This window comes from Streptomyces sp. NPDC057543, assembly GCF_042801895.1.
Classification (GTDB): Bacteria; Actinomycetota; Actinomycetes; order Streptomycetales; family Streptomycetaceae; genus Streptomyces.
Genome location: NZ_JBHVFF010000191.1, coordinates 1 through 16,593 on the forward strand (window position 1 = coordinate 1; position 16,593 = coordinate 16,593).

The window sequence follows — 16,593 nt, forward strand, 5'->3', positions numbered from 1 at the left end:
CCAGCCATGCGCGGCCGGGCCCTTGGCGAGCTCCCGCTCCAGCTGAGCGAACTGCTCGTCACTCAGCCGAGGCAGCGACGCCGGGCCACCCGAGTCATGGTGTGCCGTGCCTCACTGCCCTTCCCCGGTGTTCGGCAGTGTCCACCTGTGGTTCTCCAGGACGTACCCGAGCCCTTCCAATCGAGCCTTCTTCTCCGGCCACAACTCAGGTTCCGGAGTGATGGTGAACGTCTTTCGCCCGATGAGTACCTTGTAACCCGACTTGAGGAGTTGGAGCCTCTGCCCCTCCAAGTCCAAGCCGGCCCAAAGCTCTAGGAACGTCTGGCCGGTAGCCTTCTCAGACCAGTGACCCTCTACTACCGGTTCTGCTGACAGCTCTGTCTCTCGTGTCCTGAGAGCGTGCATACGGTCCTTGTACTCCTTGGGACTGTCATCGAATTCCCCCTCTACGTACAGGTTCCGAAGACGAGAGATGCGCTTACGCACTCCGTCAAGTTCCTTGGTGTTGTCCGAGCCAGGCACCCATACCTTCTCGGTCACCGGTTCCATGCCATACCGCTGTAGGAACTGAATCTCGATGAACTCCTCTGGTTCCTCGGCACGGACGGAGATGCCACGGCACCTGTCCTCCTTGGGCCAGGCTCCACAGCTGTAGTACCGGTAGTCCACACCAGACGGAGTGTGGTGGGAAGACTTATGGATAGCCTTGCTGCCACACTCCCCGCAGTACACAACTCCATACAGAGGTGAAGTTCCGTTGACTCGACGCACCTTGGTCCGAGTACGTGCTTCGACCGCGGTCTGTAGTACCTGCCATTCATCGTTAGTGAAGATGGGGTCTGCCACCTGGACAGGCAGACCCTGACTGTCATAGAGCACTTCCCCCTTGTGCTTCTTATGGCCAAGCAAGGCAGGATCACTAAGCAGAGACTTGATGGTTGTCTCGCTCCACTGCTCCGGTACGCCTTCCGCTGCGCCCCGTCGGTGTACGGGTTTGCCCTTACGGATACGGGCCCTGTCTCTTGCGGTGTGCTCACCCTTCGCATTAAGGAACTTGGCCACGGCAAAGAAGGATTGACCGGCGACGATCTGACGTCGCATCTCGTGTAGGACAGCTGCCATGGCAGGGTCCTGCTCCAGATACGTGGCTGTCTTGCCCTCCAAGTACCGCTGTACGGGGCGGTAGCCGAACGGAGGGATGCCGCCTGTCCATCGAGTGGTGAACCTACGCCGTTCGTGACTGTCCTTTGTTCGCACCTTGATGCGCTTCAACTCCATAGCGGGCCCAAGGGCCTTGGCATGGAGGAGCAGCAGACCCGTTTCGGTGTGCATCTGCTCATTGAATCCAGGATCGTCCATGACCTGAACAATCTTGTTGTGTTCAATGGCCCAGAAGACGAACAGGAGGAAGTGTTTGTTGTCCCGCGACAACCGGTCCTGAGTTGATACCCAGAGTTCGTCCCACTTGGACAGGTTCTCGTCTGCCAGCCAAGGACCCAGTTCCTTCCTCTGGAACGGGTCAACATCACCGGACACTGACAGGTCAACCGCGCTGCCAACAACGGTGACACCCTCTGTCTCGGCACGCCGACTCAACTTGTCGTGCTGGCTCTCGATTGAATCTGACTTTTCGTTGCGGTCGTCAGAGATGCGCTCTGTGAACAGGACTCTTCTTGTCACGGCCCCTGCCCCTCCCCCGGGGACTCCCTGTCCCCTTGGTTACAAGGGTAGAGTTTCGTCATTCGGCCTGGATCTGCTTGTCGACCCATGATTCGAAGCTGACGCCCGCAGGCTTGCGTTCGGTCAACGTACGCCCCTCTCGGCGGATTCGCATTCCGGCCCTTTCACCATACCCAGGACCCTGGCAGCGCCCCTCGTGTCCATGGGGTCGGTCGCCGCCGTCGCGCGCCATCCGCGCGCAGTCAGTGCGCGTGCCCGGCGGGCGCCCCGGCGCCGCTCTCGTGCCGGTCGGCGGCACCCTGCCCCGATGCAGGCACCCGGACGGTGAAGGCCGCGGTGCGGACCTTCCCTTCGTGCTGGAAGTCGAGGAAGAGCCGATACGTACCCGCGCTGGGCACCGACGCCATGAAGGACACCACGGGCCCCGGCCCACCCTCGTTCGGGTGGACGTGCAGATAGGCCAGGTCGCCGGAGCGGAGGGCGACGAGGTGACCGTATGCACCGAGGTAGGGCTGCAGATCGGTGACGGGACGGCCGTTCCTGCTGACGGTCAGCTTCAGCTCGCCGCTCCGGCCGGCGTGGAGCCGGCCGTCGAGTGCGACGCGGTAGCCGTCCACCTCGGCGACGGCGCTCGGGGCCGGCAGAGCGGCGGGACGGTAGGTGCCGGAGACGGCCAGATCCGCGCCCAGCGTGAGGTTCTCGGCACCCTTGGCCGCGGGGGTGAAGTCGGCGAACGCCCGGTATCCACCGGCCTTGGGCAGGTCGACCGTGGTCGACCAGGTGCCGTCGGCCGCGCGGACGGGATGCAGGTGCCGGAATTCGGTGAGGTCACTCGAGGCGAGGATGAAATGCAGTTCCTTGCCGTGCTCCCGCTGATAGGCCGTGACCTTGCGGCCGGCGTCGTCCACGACGGCGAACCTGATCGCGGTCCGGACCCCGGCCCGCACCGTGGGCGTTTCGAGGGTCAGCGTGTAGCCGCCGTCGGATATCTGCAGCCCGGCCGCACGGCCCGCCCCACCGGTCGCTCCGTCCTCCCTCCCCTCACCGTGGCCGGCGTGCTGCCCTGCGGGGCGGTCCGCCGCGGCCACCAGCGGGTCGGCGCCCCTGCCCACGCCGTACGCGGTTCCGAAGGTCGCGGCGAGCGCGGTGGCGAAGGCGGTGATCCTCAGTGCGTTGTTCATGACGGTGTCCTCCATCGGGTCGATCGGAAGGCAACGCCTCCCGATGAGTCACAACATACCCCCCAGGGGTATCAAGTCAACCCGGGAGTGCGCCAACTACCGCCGCTTCCTTGAGGAACCGACCGGGAGCGCCGGGGAGGAATCCAGGGTCCGGCGTTCGGCTCAGGCAGACGTCACGAGTCCGCCACGCAGCCGCTCCAGCGCGGCCTCGGGAATCCTCAGTCCGTCGCGCACGTACCCTTCGAGCCCGCCCCACCGCTCGTCCATGGCGTCCAGCGCCATGTCGAGATAGCGAGGGCGGACCTCGATGATCGCGGAGGCGATCTCCGGGTCACCGCCCGCGTCCAAGAAGCCCTGTACATACGGGGCGTAGGCGACCCGTACGACCGGATTCACCGCGAGGAACTCGGCCCGCACCACGTCGCGTTCGGCACCGAGCATCATCAGCAACAGCGCCGTGGCCCAGCCGGTACGGTCCTTGCCGGCCGTGCAGTGGAAGAGCACCGGGCGGGCTCGGTCGTCGGCGGCCGTCTCGACGAAGGCCCGGTACGCGGCGGCGGCCCCCGGCGAGAGCACCATCTGGCGGTAGGTCTCGGCGAACATCTCCTCGGCCTTCCCGCTGCCCAGCAACTGCTCCGCCTCGACCGGGTCGGCGAGCAGCGCGCGCAGCCGAGCGGGTGCCACACCCGGGTTGTCGCCGAGCACGTCGGCGACGAAGAGCCGTGCGCCCGGAGGCAGCCGGTCGGGGGCCGCGGTGCGCTCGTCGGCGGTCCGCAGATCGACGACGGTACGAATGCCGAGCTCGGCCACCGCCATGTCCCGCGCCGCGTCCAGCCCGCTGAGCTGGCCGGAGCGCAGTACGGCGCCCGGCCGGACCCGGTGGCCGGAACCCAGAGAAATGCCGCCCAGATCACGCAGATTGACGACGGTGGATGCCGGGACGGCCCTGGCGGTCTGCACGATGAAATTCCCCTTTTCCCGACACGTATCCGAATTGATTCGACAACTGGCCGGATCAAACGTCGCACGCGGCCGGGAATTCGACAAAGTAAAACGCCGCAGGGACGCGGATAGAGGACACCGAGGGAGATGGCGAGAATGTGAAATCGCCACCTCTTCCCTCCAGTTCTCTTCACGTCTCTTCAGGTCTCTCCAGTTCTCTTCACGTCTCTTCAGGTCTCTTCAGGTCTCTTCAGGTCTCTTCGAGTCAGAAATTCTTCTCCGGGTCAGCGGCGCGGGCCGGGTTCTGTCGCGTTTCCCGGTATGCCGCGACCAGGAACAGTTGCCCGCGCGACGGGGGCGGCGGTCATCGGATGTGTGACCACGTGATACCCGGTGATGGTTCACAGGGCGACGACAGTGACCTCGGTCGCCTTGACGCCGGTCCACACGGCCTTCCCCTCGCTGAGGCCCAGCTCGGTCGCCGCTTCGGGGGTGATCTCGGCGACCAGGTCCGGAACCTCCTGGGAGCCGATCACCACCCGGAGCCTGCTGCCCACGGTGGTGAGCTCACGAACCGTTCCTGGCCAGACGTTACGGGGGCTTCCCCCGGGCCTGTCCTCGTGCACGGAGACCGCTTCCGGCGCGATGATCGCGAGGGCGGCCGTCCCCTCGGCGAGGGAGTCCGCGACGACCAGCCGCCCGCCGTCGGCGAGGCCGAGGGTGCCGTCGGCGGCGGTACCGGGCCAGGCGGGCGCGCAGCAGGGTCGTCGTGCCAGCGCCGTTGGGTCCGACGACGGCGATGGTGGTGCCGGGCGCCGCGTCGAGGATCAGCCGGGTGAAGCCGGTGACCTCTGCGTGCAGCGACCGGCTCTCCTGCGGGACGGGAGGCGCTTCGAGGCCCGGCCGGACGGTCCGGGAGCCGGCCGGGCCCGTACCGTCCGGGCCGGCCATGGCAGCCAGGTCGTCCGTGGCGCGCTCGCGGGCGCGTGCGCGGTCGCGCGGTGTGCCGGTCCAGCGCCCGCGCAGAGCGATGAGCACGGCCATGGCGATGGCGAGGAGCAGGGGCGAGCCGGAGGTGGCGGCCTCCGGGGAGTCCTGGAGCAGCAGGTGGACCTGGAGGGGCAGCGTCTGGGTGGTGCCGGGCAGGTTGCCCGCGAACGTGATGGTCGCGCCGAACTCGCCGAGCGCCCGCGCCCAGGTGAGTGCGGCCCCGGCGGCGAGACCGGGGGCGACCATCGGGAGGGTGACCGTGCAGAACCCCCGGACCGGTGAGGCACCCAGGGATGCCGCGGTCTCCTCGTACGAGGGGCGCAGACCGGCCAGTGCGCCTTCGAGGATGATGACGAGGAACGGCATCGCGACGAAGGTCGCCGCGACCACCGCGCCGGAGGTGTGGAACGGCAGGGTGATCCCGAAGGTGCTCTCCAGCCAGGGGCCGAGCAGGCCCCTGCGGCCGAAGCCGAGGAGGAGCGCCACGCCTCCGACGGTGGGCGGCAGCACCATCGGCAGCAGCACCAGCGAGCGGACGAGCGCCTTGCCGGGGAAGTCGACCCGGGCCAGCAGCCAGGCCAGGGGCACCCCGAGCAGCAGCGAGAGGCCCAGGGCCCAGAACGAGACGAGCAGCGACCGACTGAGCGCCTGGGTGACCCCCGGGCTGCTCAGATGGGTGCCCAGGTCGGCCCAGGAGGTGCGCAGGATGCCGATCAACGGCATCAGCAGGAACGCGACGGCGAGCAGCGCGGGGAGGGCCAGGGCGACGGGGGTGCGCGCGCCCGGTACCCGGCTGCGGAGAGCTGTCATCGGATTCCCTGGATCACCGGTCGGTACGTGCGGGACTGGTTCGGCCGCACAGGGGCTCCCCGTCCCCCGGCCGGAGAGCCCCTGTGCGGTGTCTGCGGCGTGCCGGTCAGGGCCCAAGGCTGCTGGAAGCCCGCGGCCTGCAGGATCTGCTGCGCCTCGGGAGTGCTCAGCCACTTCACGAACGCCGTGGCGGCCTCGGCGTTCTTGGACTGCCGCAGCGTCGCCGCCGGGTAGGAGGCGACGGCGTTCTGCGCGTCGGGGATGTCGATGGCGTCGACCTTGTCGGTGGCCCGTGGCGGCGTCCGTCTTGTCGACGATGCCGGCGAAGGAGAACGTCACCTTCGTGCCGGGGTGTTCCTTCTCGTATGCGGCGCCTCATTGGAGGAAGCACCAAGGGGCGGCTCCGGGCCGGCTACGCGACCGTCTGTGAAGGATCAAGTGCGTTCGGAGAGGGCAAGGTCACAGACGGAGCCCCTGCTGCTCGTCCGAGACCTGACCTAGCATCTGGGCCATGACGGTCCAGCCTGCCGACGGGCTTTCGTTGGCCGCCGAATTCCCTCACCCCGCCCACGAGCAGTGGCAGAGCCTGGTAGAAGGCGTACTGCGCAAGTCGGGCAAGGATGTTGCGGGATCGGCCGCCGAGGAAGCACTGTCCACCACGGTGGAGGACGGGCTCACCACCCGCCCCCTCTACACCTCGCGCGACAGCGCGCCCGATGCCGGATATCCGGGCTTCGCCCCCTTCACCCGCGGCGGCAAGGCCGAGGGCAATGCGGCGGGCGGCTGGGACGTACGGCAGCGGCACACCCTGCTGGATGCCGCCCGCCTCAACGAGGCCGTGCTCACCGATCTGGAGAACGGCGTCACCTCGTTGTGGCTGACCGTGGGCGGTGCCGGAGGCATTCCGGTGGCCGCTCTGGCGGCGGCGCTGGACGGCGTTTATCTGGATCTCGCTCCCGTGACGCTCGACGCGGGAGTTGAACTCGACGCGGCGGCAACGGAATTGCTCCGGCTCTACGCGGAGCGGGGCGTCGATGCGCAGGCCGCGCGCGGCAACCTCGGCGCCGACCCGCTCGGGCAGGCCGCCCGCAGCGGCGCCGGACCCGACCTCACGGCGGCGGTCCGCTGGGCCGGGCGGTGCGCCCGGGAGTATCCCGGTCTGCGGGCGTTGACCGTCGACGCCCTGCCGTACCACGAGGCCGGCGGCTCGGCCGCCGAGGAGCTGGGCTCTTCGCTGGCGACCGGAGTCGCCTATCTGCGGGCACTGACGGATGCCGGGCTCGGCGTCGAAGAGGCCTGTGCCCAGTTGGAGTTCCGGTACGCGGCGACGGCCGATCAGTTCCTGACCATCGCCAAGCTGCGGGCCGCGCGACGGCTGTGGGCCCGGGTCGCCGAGGTGTGCGGGGCCGTCGGCGCCGGGGCGCAGCGCCAGCACGCGGTGACGTCGTCGGTGATGATGACGCGGCGCGACCCGTGGGTGAACATGCTGCGGACGACGCTGGCCTGCCTGGGCGCGGGGGTCGGCGGGGCCGACTCCGTCACCGTGCTGCCGTTCGATCACGCCCTGGGTCTGCCGGATGCCTTCGCCCGGCGCATCGCCCGCAACACGTCGACGATCCTGCTGGAGGAGTCGCATCTGGCCCGGGTGATCGACCCGGCGGGCGGTTCCTGGTACGTGGAGCGGCTCACCGTCGAACTCGCCGACGCCGCCTGGGCGTTCTTCCAGGAGATCGAGCGCTCGGGCGGCCACGCGGCTGCCCTGCGCTCGGGAATGATCGGGGAACGGCTCGCGGCTACCTGGGCGGCCCGCAGCAGGGATCTGGCGCGGCGCAAGGAGCCGGTCACCGGGGTCAGTGAGTTCCCGCAGCTGACGGAGCGCCCGGTGGAGCGCGAGGCGGCCCCCGCCGAGGTGTCCGCCACGGCGTCGGGCGGTCTGCCCAGAGTCCGTCGTGACGAGGCGTTCGAGGCGCTGCGCGCCCGGTCGGACGCCCATCTCGCGGCGACCGGGCAGCGGCCGCAGGTGTTCCTCGCCGCGCTCGGCCCGGCCGCGGCGCACACCGCGCGGGCGTCGTTCGCCTCGAACCTGTTCCGGGCGGGTGGGATCGAGCCGGTCCACGACCCGGTCTCGGTCGACGCCGCGACGGCCGCCGACGCGTTCAGGGCGAGTGGGGCCACCGTGGCGTGCCTCTGTTCCAGCGACGCGCTCTACGCCGAGCAGGCCGGGGCGGTCGCCGGGGCATTGGCCTCGGCGGGCGCGCTGCGGGTGTTCCTCGCCGGCCGGCCCGGCGGGTACACCGGTGTCGACGAGTACGTCTTCACGGGCTCCGATGTGGTGGCCGTCCTCTCTTCCGTCCTCGACCGTATGGGTGTGGCGTAATGCGTATCCCTGACTTCTCCGACATCGGGCTCGGACCGGGCGGCGCCGCCGAGGTGTCCGAGGACCAGTGGCGCGATTCCGTGAAGGAGTCCTCCGGCAGTTCCGACGGCGATCTGCTGTGGGAGACCCCGGAAGGCATCACGGTCAAGCCGCTGTACACCGGCCGTGACCTGGAGGGGCTCGACTTCCTCGGTACGTATCCCGGCATCGCCCCGTATCTGCGGGGCCCGTACCCGACGATGTACGTCAACCAGCCCTGGACGATCCGGCAGTACGCCGGGTTCTCCACCGCCGAGGAGTCCAACGCCTTCTACCGCCGCAACCTAGCGGCCGGGCAGAAGGGCCTCTCCGTCGCCTTCGACCTGCCGACCCACCGCGGCTACGACAGCGACCACCCGCGGGTGACCGGCGACGTCGGCATGGCCGGCGTCGCGATCGACTCGATCTACGACATGCGTCAGCTCTTCGACGGCATTCCGCTGGACCGGATGTCGGTTTCCATGACGATGAACGGAGCGGTGCTCCCCGTCCTCGCGCTGTACATCGTCGCCGCCGAGGAACAGGGCGTTGGGCCCGAGAAGCTGGCCGGGACCATTCAGAACGACATTCTGAAGGAGTTCATGGTCCGCAACACATACATCTATCCGCCGAAGCCCTCGATGCGGATCATCTCCGACATCTTCGCGTACACCTCGCAGAAGATGCCGCGCTACAACTCGATCTCCATCTCCGGCTATCACATCCAGGAGGCGGGTGCGACCGCCGATCTGGAGCTGGCGTACACCCTGGCGGACGGCGTGGAGTATCTGCGGGCCGGGCGGGACGCCGGTCTCGACGTGGACGCGTTCGCGCCGCGGCTGTCGTTCTTCTGGGCGATCGGCATGAACTTCTTCATGGAGATCGCGAAGTTGCGGGCGGCCCGCCTGCTGTGGGCCAAGCTGGTCAGGGAGTTCGAGCCGAAGAACGCCAAGTCGCTGTCCCTGCGGACCCATTCACAGACGTCCGGGTGGTCGCTGACCGCGCAGGACGTGTTCAACAACGTCACCCGGACGTGCGTGGAGGCGATGGCCGCGACCCAGGGCCACACCCAGTCGCTGCACACCAACGCGCTCGACGAGGCGCTGGCCCTGCCGACGGACTTCTCGGCGCGCATCGCCCGGAACACCCAGCTGCTGCTCCAGCAGGAGTCCGGCACCGGCCGGGTCATCGACCCGTGGGGCGGCAGCGCGTATGTGGAGAAGCTGACGTACGACCTGGCGCGGCGGGCATGGCAGCACATCGAGGAGGTCGAGGCGGCGGGCGGCATGGCGCGGGCCATCGACGCGGGCATCCCCAAGCTCCGGGTCGAGGAGGCCGCGGCCCGTACGCAGGCGCGGATCGACTCCGGGCGCCAGCCCGTGATCGGGGTCAACAAGTACCGGGTGGAGACCGACGAGCAGATCGATGTGCTCAAGGTCGACAACTCCTCGGTGCGCACCCAGCAGATCGAGAAGCTGCGCCGGCTGCGTGAGGAGCGCGACGAGTCGGCCTGTCGGGAGGCGCTGCGCGCGCTGACCGCGGCGGCCGGGCGGAACCCCGGACCCGGCCTCGAAGGCAATCTGCTGGCACTCGCCGTGGACGCGGCACGTGCGATGGCGACCGTGGGCGAGATCTCGGACGCCTTGGAGAAGGTGTACGGGAGGCACGCCGGCCAGATCCGTACGATCTCCGGTGTGTACCGCAACGAAGCAGGTGAATCCCCCTCCGTGGACCGTACCCGGGCGCTGGTGGAGCAGTTCGAGGAGGCCGAGGGGCGGCGTCCGCGCATCCTGGTCGCCAAGATGGGGCAGGACGGCCACGACCGCGGCCAGAAGGTGATCTCGACGGCCTTCGCCGACCTGGGCTTCGACGTCGACGTCGGCCCGCTGTTCCAGACGCCCGCCGAGGTGGCGCGGCAGGCGGTGGAGGCGGATGTGCACATCGTGGGCGTCTCCTCGCTGGCCGCCGGGCACCTCACGCTCGTCCCGGCGCTCCGCGAGGAGCTCGCCGCCGAGGGCCGCGACGACATCATGATCGTGGTGGGCGGGGTGATTCCACCGCAGGACGTCCAGGCGTTGCACGAGGCGGGGGCGGCGGCGGTGTTCCCGCCCGGCACCGTGATCCCGGATGCCGCGTACGACCTGGTGACGCGGCTCGGTGCCGCGCTCGGCCACGAGCTGTGAGCCGCTGAACCGATGGCTCCGAAGATCGACATCGACAGCTACGCGAAGGGCGTGCTCGACGGGAAGCGGGCATACATCGCGCGCGCCATCACTCTCGTCGAGTCCACCCGCCCCGATCACCGGTCGCTTGCCCAGCAGTTGCTGCGCGAGCTGCTGCCGCGCTCCGGCCGGGCCCGGCGCATCGGCATCAGCGGCGTACCCGGGGTAGGGAAGTCCACGTTCATCGACGCCCTCGGCACGATGCTCACCGGGCTCGGCCACCGGGTCGCGGTGCTGGCCGTCGATCCCTCCTCCAGCCGTACCGGCGGCTCCATCCTGGGCGACAAGACCAGGATGGAGCGCCTCGCGGTGGACACGGCGGCATTCGTACGTCCCTCCCCCACCGCGGGGACCCTCGGCGGGGTCGCCAAGGCGACCCGGGAGTCCATCGTGGTGATGGAGGCCGCGGGATACGACGTGGTGCTGGTGGAGACGGTCGGCGTCGGCCAGTCGGAGACGGCGGTCGCCAATATGGTCGACACGTTCCTGCTCCTGACACTGGCCCGTACCGGCGATCAGCTCCAGGGCATCAAGAAGGGCGTCCTGGAGCTGGCGGACGCCATCGCCGTCAACAAGGCGGACGGCCCGCACGAGCGCGACGCGCGAGCTGCCGCACGCGAACTGGCGGGCGCGCTGCGGCTGATGCACCCGGTGGACACGGCGTGGACACCTCCGGTCCTCACCTGCAGCGCCCGGGAGTCGACCGGCCTCGACACGCTGTGGGAACGGCTGGAGCAGCACCGTGCGCTGCTCGAATCGACCGGGCGGCTCGTGGCGAAGCGGCGCGCCCAGCAGGTCGACTGGACCTGGACGATGGTGCAGGACGAGCTGCTGGAGAGTCTGCGTGCCCATCCCGAGGTACGCGCGCTCACCCCGCGGCTGGAACAGCGAGTACGGGACGGCGAGTTGACGGCCACGCTGGCGGCCGAGCAGATCCTGGGCGCGTTCCGGGGCACGGTCTCGGCGGCGGAGGACGGTGGCACCGCGGGCTGACGGGCGGGGGCAGTTCGACGGCCGGATCCGGCCCGTTTCCGCGAAGTCCCGCCGCACGCCCGGGGGGATGGCCCCGCCGCGTCCGGTGCGGGCACTCGCAGGGCGGAGGATCCTCGTACGCGGCGTACCCGGACGGCCCCGACCACAGATCGAGCCGGTACTCGACCGACTTGTTGCGTAGGCTCGTAGCCGAGCGCATCGTTGCCGCTCCGCATGTACGTATGGCTGTCCGCGGTGTCCATCAGCAGCCCGTCGAGTGCCGGGTGGTGTTCGCGGGCCCACAGGATGGACCGCGCCTTCATCCACCGCGCGAGGCCGTGCCCCCGGTGTTCGGGGAGGACCCCACTGCCGTAGTGCCGGCCGTCGCCCCTCCCGCCGCCCGGGACGACCAGTTCGGTGAGGCCCGCGATCGTCGAGTCGGACGCGTCGTCGGCAGCAACCCCCACGGCAACCGGATACCGCGGCAGCCGTCTCCGACCCGGTGCGCGTACGCCGTGGTACGGTGCAGTTGGTACGCGTGTACGCCTCGGTTCGGGGCGCCGGTACCGATTCACCCTCACAGAGCCGCTGCGCCCGTCCTTTCGTGATCGGCGATCCGGCTTTCCCGCACCATTTCTTCCAGTCCGGTTCGGGCTTTCCCGTCCGGGCTTTCCCGCCCGTCGTCCGGGGCGTGATCTCTTCCGCCCCCATGCCGTCCGGGCCCCTTCATTCGCCATGTCCGCGAAAGGACCACTCGCATGACAAGCACCCTCGAACACCCCGTAGCACAAGGGGAATTGACTAGCGTGGCCGTCGGCGTCCTCGACATCACGCACCAGGGGCACGGCGCGCTACGTGTCCGTGGCAGCCTCCCCTCCCCCGGCGACGTACAGGTATCCGCCGCCCTGATCCGCCGGCACGGCCTGCGCAAGGGCGATGTCGTCGAAGGCTCCTGCGACCGGCCCCGTATCCTGTCCGGGGTCGTACGGGTCAATGGCCGCTCCCCTCAGGCGCTGCGCGGCCGACCCCACTTCGCTGATCTCACCCCGCTCCACCCCCGGGATCGGCTGCGCCTGGAAACACCGTCCGGCAGTCCGGCGACGCGCCTCGTCGACCTGATCTCCCCGATCGGCAAGGGGCAGCGCGGACTCGTCGTCGCGCCGCCCAGGACCGGCAAGACCGTGCTGTTGCAACAGATCGCGGCAGCCGTCGCCGCCAACCACCCCGAGTGCCATCTGATGGTGGTGCTGCTCGACGAACGCCCCGAGGAGGTCACGGACATGCGCCGGTCCGTACGGGGCGAAGTGCTCGCCTCGACGTTCGACCGGCCCGCGAAGGAGCACATCGCGCTCGCCGAACTCGCGGTCGAGCGCGCCAAGCGTCTGGTCGAGCAGGGCCAGGACGTCGTCATCCTGCTGGACTCCCTCACCCGCCTGTGCCGCGCCCACAACAACGCGTCGGCCGCCGGCGGACGCACCCTCAGCGGCGGCGTCGACGCAACCGCCCTGCTCGGCCCCAAGCGCCTCTTCGGTGCCGCACGTCTCGCCGAGGAGGGCGGCTCCCTCACCATCCTGGCCACCGCGCTGGTGGAGACCGGCTCCCGCGCCGACGACTACTTCTTCGAGGAGCTGAAGAGCACCGGCAACATGGAACTCCGGCTCGACCGCGCTCTGGCGGACCGGCGCACCTATCCGGCCGTGAACATCCAGGCATCCGGCACCCGGCGCGAGGAACTCATCGTTCCGGACACCGAGTTGAGAGTGGTACGCGGACTGCGGCGCGCGTTGCGCTCCAGGGATCCGCAGACCGCGCTCCACACGCTCCTGGACCGCATCCGGAGCACTGCGGACAACGCGGCCTTCCTCCGTACGGTTCACCGCACCGTCCCGGATGCCTGAGCCTGCCCGAGCCGCACCGTCCCGGATGCCTGAGCCTGCCCGAGCCGCACCGGACGGCGCAATAGCATGGACGCCCTCGCATGATCCGTCCCCCACGAGCACAGGGAGAGCAGGCACATGGAATTCCGCCGACTCGGCCGCAGCGGCCTGACCATCAGTGAGATCGCCTACGGAAACTGGCTCACCCACGGCTCCCAGGTGGAGGAGGACGCGGCGGTCGCCTGTATCCGTGCCGCGCTCGATGCCGGGATCACCACCTTCGACACGGCGGACGTCTATGCGGAGACGCGGGCCGAAGCCGTCCTGGGCCGGGCGCTCAGGAACGAGCGCCGCGAGGGACTGGAGGTGTTCACCAAGGTGTACTTCCCGACCGGTCCCGGACACAACGACCGGGGGCTCGGCCGCAAGCACATCATGGAGTCCATCGACAACTCGCTGCGTCGCCTGCAGACGGATTACGTGGACCTGTACCAGGCGCACCGTTACGACCACTCGACGCCGCTGGAAGAGACCATGGAGGCGTTCGCCGACGTCGTCCGCTCCGGCAAGGCCCTGTACATCGGCGTTTCGGAATGGACGGCCGACCAGCTCCGGGACGGCCACGCACTGGCCCGCGAGCTCCACGTCCCGCTGATCTCCAACCAGCCGCAGTACTCGGCTCTGTGGCGGGTCATCGAGAGCGAAGTGGTGCCCGCGTCGGAGGAGCTGGGCATGGGTCAGATCGTCTGGTCGCCGGTCGCGCAGGGTGCCCTCACGGGCAAGTACAAGCCTGGCGCGCCGCTTCCGGCCGGCTCCCGGGCGACGGACGACAAGGGCGGCGCGAGCATGGTCGCCGGCTGGCTCCGCGACGACGTACTGGAGCGCGTGCAGCGGTTGCGGCCGCTCGCCGACCAGGCCGGTCTGAGTCTCGCCCAGCTCGCGGTCGCCTGGGTGCTGCAGAACCCCAACGTCGCCGCCGCGATCATCGGCGCCTCCCGGCCCGAGCAGGTGACGGAGAACGTCGGAGCGGCGGGTGTGACACTCGACGCGGAGTTGCTGAAGAGCATCGACGACATCCTGGAACCGGTGGCGGAACGGGACCCGGGGCTGACGGCCGGGCACGAGGGCAACAGCTGATTCGACCGGCCGGGGGGAGTGCGCGCACGGGTCACCCCGACCCGGAGCTGATGACCGTCCCGATGCCTTCGGGCATGGTTTGCGCCGCGTCCTGACAAGCGGTTACGGGTCAGGTGCCGGTGTGCAGCGAGGCGGTGTGCTCGCGGACCTGTGCCGGGGTGAGGTAGGAGTCCGTGTACTCGAAGTCACGCAGCTTGGCCGGATTCCGGGCCTGGAAGCCGGTGCGTACGAAGTCGTCGCCCGCGATGGCGTTGAGCATCCAGTTGGTCATCACCCGCACCTTGGCCACATTGGTGCGCAGCGCCGACCAGTGGTAGCCGCGGGCGACGGCCTGGGCGGCGATTCCATGCATTTCGAAACCGATCGGCTTGGAGACCGCGTCGTTTCCGCCGAGGTCCACGACGAGGCCGAGGTCCTTGTGGACGTACGGTTTCAGCGGCTGGTGCCGCAGCGTGGCGATGAGGTTGTCGGCCAGCCTGCGGCCCTGACGCATGGCGTGCTGCGCGGTGGGCGGGCAGACCGCCCCGCCACCCTTGCTCAGGTCCGGTACGGCCGCGGCGTCACCGAGCGCGAAGATGCCGTCGAAGCCCGGCAGGACCATCTCGGGCGTCACGGCCAGCCGGCCGCGTACCGTCTCCGCGTCGAAGGTGGAGACCAGCGGGCTCGCGGTGACTCCCGCCGTCCAGATCAGGGTGCGGCAGGGCACGACCCGGCCGTCGGTGAAGGTCACCTTCTCCGGTCCGGCCTCGGCGATGGACACCCCGAGCGACACCTCGATGCCGCGTCCGCGCAGCACCTCCAGGGCGCTCCGGCCGAGCTTGTCCCCGAGTTCGGGCATCAGCTTGGGGGCGATGTCGATGAGATGCCACTTGATCAGCTTCGGGTCGAGCCGCGGGTACTGCCCGAGCGCGTTCGTGGTGAGGCGCTGCAGACAGGCGGCCGTCTCGGTGCCGGCGTAACCACCGCCGACGACCACGAACTGCAGGCGCGAGGCCCGCTCGTTCTCGTCGTGGCTGGCGTCCGCGAGATCGAGCTGCGCGATCACATGGTCTCGTACGTACGCCGCCTCGGCGAGTGTCTTCATGCCGCGGGCGTGGTCGACCAGGCCGGGAATGTCGAAGGTACGGGTGACGCTCCCGGGGCTGAGGACGAGGTAGTCGTACGGCTCGTAGACGACCTCGTCGGTGATCTTGCGAATGACGCAGATCTTCGCCTTGGGGTCCACTCCGATGGACCCGCCGGGGATGATCCGGGTGCGGTGCTTGCGGCTGCGGCGCAGCGACACCGCGACCGACTGCGGGGTGAGCACACCTGCCGCCACCTGGGGCAGCAGGGGCAGATAGAGCTGGTACGAGAACGGGGCGACGAGCGCGATCTCCGCCTCGCCGGGGATGAGCCCGCGCTCCAGGCGGCGTACGCATTCCACCCCGGCGAATCCGGCGCCGACAACGAGAATCCTGGGTCGTGCCACAGTATTCGTCCCTTCTCGGGCCTGCACGGTCGTCCGGTCGCCTGCCCCGTCGCACGCGCCCGTCATCTCTCATCTTCACGAGCCGCGTCCGACTTCGCCTGCTGAGGACGGCGGACGGACGACGTCACCGCCTGTCAGCGCACCAGGAGAGTGACCGCAGTGCAGGTGCCGCCGACCGCGCCGGCAAGCACGACGCCGACGGCTACACAGCGCGCCCGCAGCCTGCGGTAGCGCGCGTCGTATTCATCGCGCAGTTCGGCGGCGCGGGCACAGATCCGGTGGAGCATGGCCCGCGACGCGGCGACATGGTCCGCGGTGTAGACCCGCTGCACGTCCTCGCGCTGTGCCGTGGTGAGCCAGGGCAGCTCGTCGGTGAAACGGCCCGCCCGTCGTCGTGCCTCCTCGACCTCGGCGTTCCACAGCAGATAGCCCTCCAGCTGTGCCAGACCGCGGGCGGTGTCCTTGTCTGGGTCCACGCGCTTCTCCTCTCCGGGTACCGCTGTGCTCACGCCTGCCGGTCACGGTGGACGGCTTCGTCGAGGGCCCGCACCGTGGGGTGGTGCAGGTCGAACGCCGGGGATTCGGAACGGATCCTCGGCAGGGTGAGGAAGTTGTGCCGCGGCGGCGGGCAGGACGTCGCCCACTCCAGCGAACGGCCGTAGCCCCACGGGTCGTCGACCCCGACGTTCTCGCCGTACCTGGCGGTTTTCCAGACGTTGTAGAAGAAGGGCAGGAGTGACAGGCCGAGCAGGAACGAGGAGATCGTCGAGATCGTGTTCAGCGCGGTGAAGCCGTCGGCGGCGAGGTAGTCCGCGTAGCGGCGCGGCATGCCCTCGGCACCGAGCCAGTGCTGCACCAGGAACGTGCCGTGGAAGCCCACGAACAGCGTCCAGAACGTGATCTTGCCGAGCCGCTC

At 69.3% G+C, this 16,593-nt stretch carries 11 protein-coding genes and 2 pseudogenes; 5 read left to right on the forward strand and 8 right to left on the reverse strand.

What is annotated here, in order from left to right; all coding sequences use genetic code 11:
- Positions 1-111 precede the first annotated feature (111 nt).
- The 5 genes and pseudogenes from ACFU8Q_RS27345 to ACFU8Q_RS27365 form a co-directional block, all read right to left on the reverse strand.
- On the reverse strand, positions 112-1,680 hold the full coding sequence (locus tag ACFU8Q_RS27345; RefSeq protein WP_384458424.1) for a recombinase family protein: 1,569 nt from the start codon (positions 1,678-1,680) through the stop codon (positions 112-114).
- A 242-nt stretch (positions 1,681-1,922) separates the two neighbouring features.
- Complete coding sequence (locus ACFU8Q_RS27350; RefSeq protein ID WP_384458426.1) at positions 1,923-2,861, reverse strand: hypothetical protein; 939 nt, start codon at positions 2,859-2,861, stop codon at positions 1,923-1,925.
- Between the two features lie 162 nt (positions 2,862-3,023).
- On the reverse strand, positions 3,024-3,821 hold the full coding sequence (locus tag ACFU8Q_RS27355) for a tyrosine-protein phosphatase (protein ID WP_384458428.1): 798 nt from the start codon (positions 3,819-3,821) through the stop codon (positions 3,024-3,026).
- Between the two features lie 383 nt (positions 3,822-4,204).
- Positions 4,205-5,603: pseudogene (locus ACFU8Q_RS27360) on the reverse strand (ABC transporter permease).
- Between the two features lie 116 nt (positions 5,604-5,719).
- Positions 5,720-5,927, reverse strand: a pseudogene (locus tag ACFU8Q_RS27365) (extracellular solute-binding protein); the annotation flags it as partial.
- Positions 5,928-6,114: 187 nt separating this feature from the next.
- Between ACFU8Q_RS27365 and mutA the strand changes: the two are divergent.
- The 5 genes from mutA to ACFU8Q_RS27390 all read left to right on the forward strand — a co-directional run bounded on the left by mutA (position 6,115) and on the right by ACFU8Q_RS27390 (position 14,206).
- Entirely contained in the window at positions 6,115-7,980 is a 1,866-nt protein-coding gene (mutA, locus tag ACFU8Q_RS27370) for a methylmalonyl-CoA mutase small subunit (protein WP_384458430.1), read from the forward strand.
- Positions 7,980-10,181: a methylmalonyl-CoA mutase gene (gene scpA, locus ACFU8Q_RS27375; RefSeq protein ID WP_384458432.1), complete on the forward strand. Its 2,202-nt coding sequence runs from the start codon at positions 7,980-7,982 to the stop codon at positions 10,179-10,181. The genes mutA and scpA overlap by 1 nt, the downstream gene beginning before the upstream one ends.
- 12 nt (positions 10,182-10,193) lie before the next feature.
- On the forward strand, positions 10,194-11,213 hold the full coding sequence (gene meaB / locus ACFU8Q_RS27380) for a methylmalonyl Co-A mutase-associated GTPase MeaB (RefSeq protein ID WP_384458434.1): 1,020 nt from the start codon (positions 10,194-10,196) through the stop codon (positions 11,211-11,213).
- A 737-nt stretch (positions 11,214-11,950) separates the two neighbouring features.
- On the forward strand, positions 11,951-13,090 hold the full coding sequence (rho, locus tag ACFU8Q_RS27385) for a transcription termination factor Rho (protein WP_384458435.1): 1,140 nt from the start codon (positions 11,951-11,953) through the stop codon (positions 13,088-13,090).
- A 117-nt stretch (positions 13,091-13,207) separates the two neighbouring features.
- The gene (locus tag ACFU8Q_RS27390; RefSeq protein ID WP_384458437.1) at positions 13,208-14,206 is read left to right on the forward strand and encodes an aldo/keto reductase family protein; all 999 of its coding nucleotides are present in this window, start codon (positions 13,208-13,210) and stop codon (positions 14,204-14,206) included.
- A gap of 109 nt (positions 14,207-14,315) precedes the next feature.
- On the opposite strand, the gene ACFU8Q_RS27395 is transcribed toward ACFU8Q_RS27390, so the two are convergent.
- The 3 genes from ACFU8Q_RS27395 to ACFU8Q_RS27405 form a co-directional block, all read right to left on the reverse strand.
- Entirely contained in the window at positions 14,316-15,677 is a 1,362-nt protein-coding gene (locus ACFU8Q_RS27395) for an NAD(P)/FAD-dependent oxidoreductase (protein WP_384458439.1), read from the reverse strand.
- Between the two features lie 134 nt (positions 15,678-15,811).
- Positions 15,812-16,153 (reverse strand): hypothetical protein, encoded by a 342-nt coding sequence (locus ACFU8Q_RS27400; RefSeq protein WP_384458441.1) that lies wholly within the window; start codon positions 16,151-16,153, stop codon positions 15,812-15,814.
- A 29-nt stretch (positions 16,154-16,182) separates the two neighbouring features.
- Positions 16,183-16,593 (reverse strand): cbb3-type cytochrome c oxidase subunit I (locus ACFU8Q_RS27405; RefSeq protein ID WP_384458443.1); only part of this gene is annotated, 411 nt, incomplete at its 5' end.

Bases quoted from the DNA above. Each gene is read 5' to 3' on its own strand.
- scpA (WP_384458432.1), top strand. From the start codon at position 7,980: ATGCGTATCCCTGACTTCTCCGACATCGGGCTCGGACCGGGCGGCGCC.
- rho (WP_384458435.1), top strand. From the start codon at position 11,951: ATGACAAGCACCCTCGAACACCCCGTAGCACAAGGGGAATTGACTAGC.
- ACFU8Q_RS27350 (WP_384458426.1), bottom strand. From the start codon at position 2,861: ATGAACAACGCACTGAGGATCACCGCCTTCGCCACCGCGCTCGCCGCG.
- mutA (WP_384458430.1), top strand. From the start codon at position 6,115: ATGACGGTCCAGCCTGCCGACGGGCTTTCGTTGGCCGCCGAATTCCCT.
- meaB (WP_384458434.1), top strand. From the start codon at position 10,194: ATGGCTCCGAAGATCGACATCGACAGCTACGCGAAGGGCGTGCTCGAC.
- ACFU8Q_RS27390 (WP_384458437.1), top strand. From the start codon at position 13,208: ATGGAATTCCGCCGACTCGGCCGCAGCGGCCTGACCATCAGTGAGATC.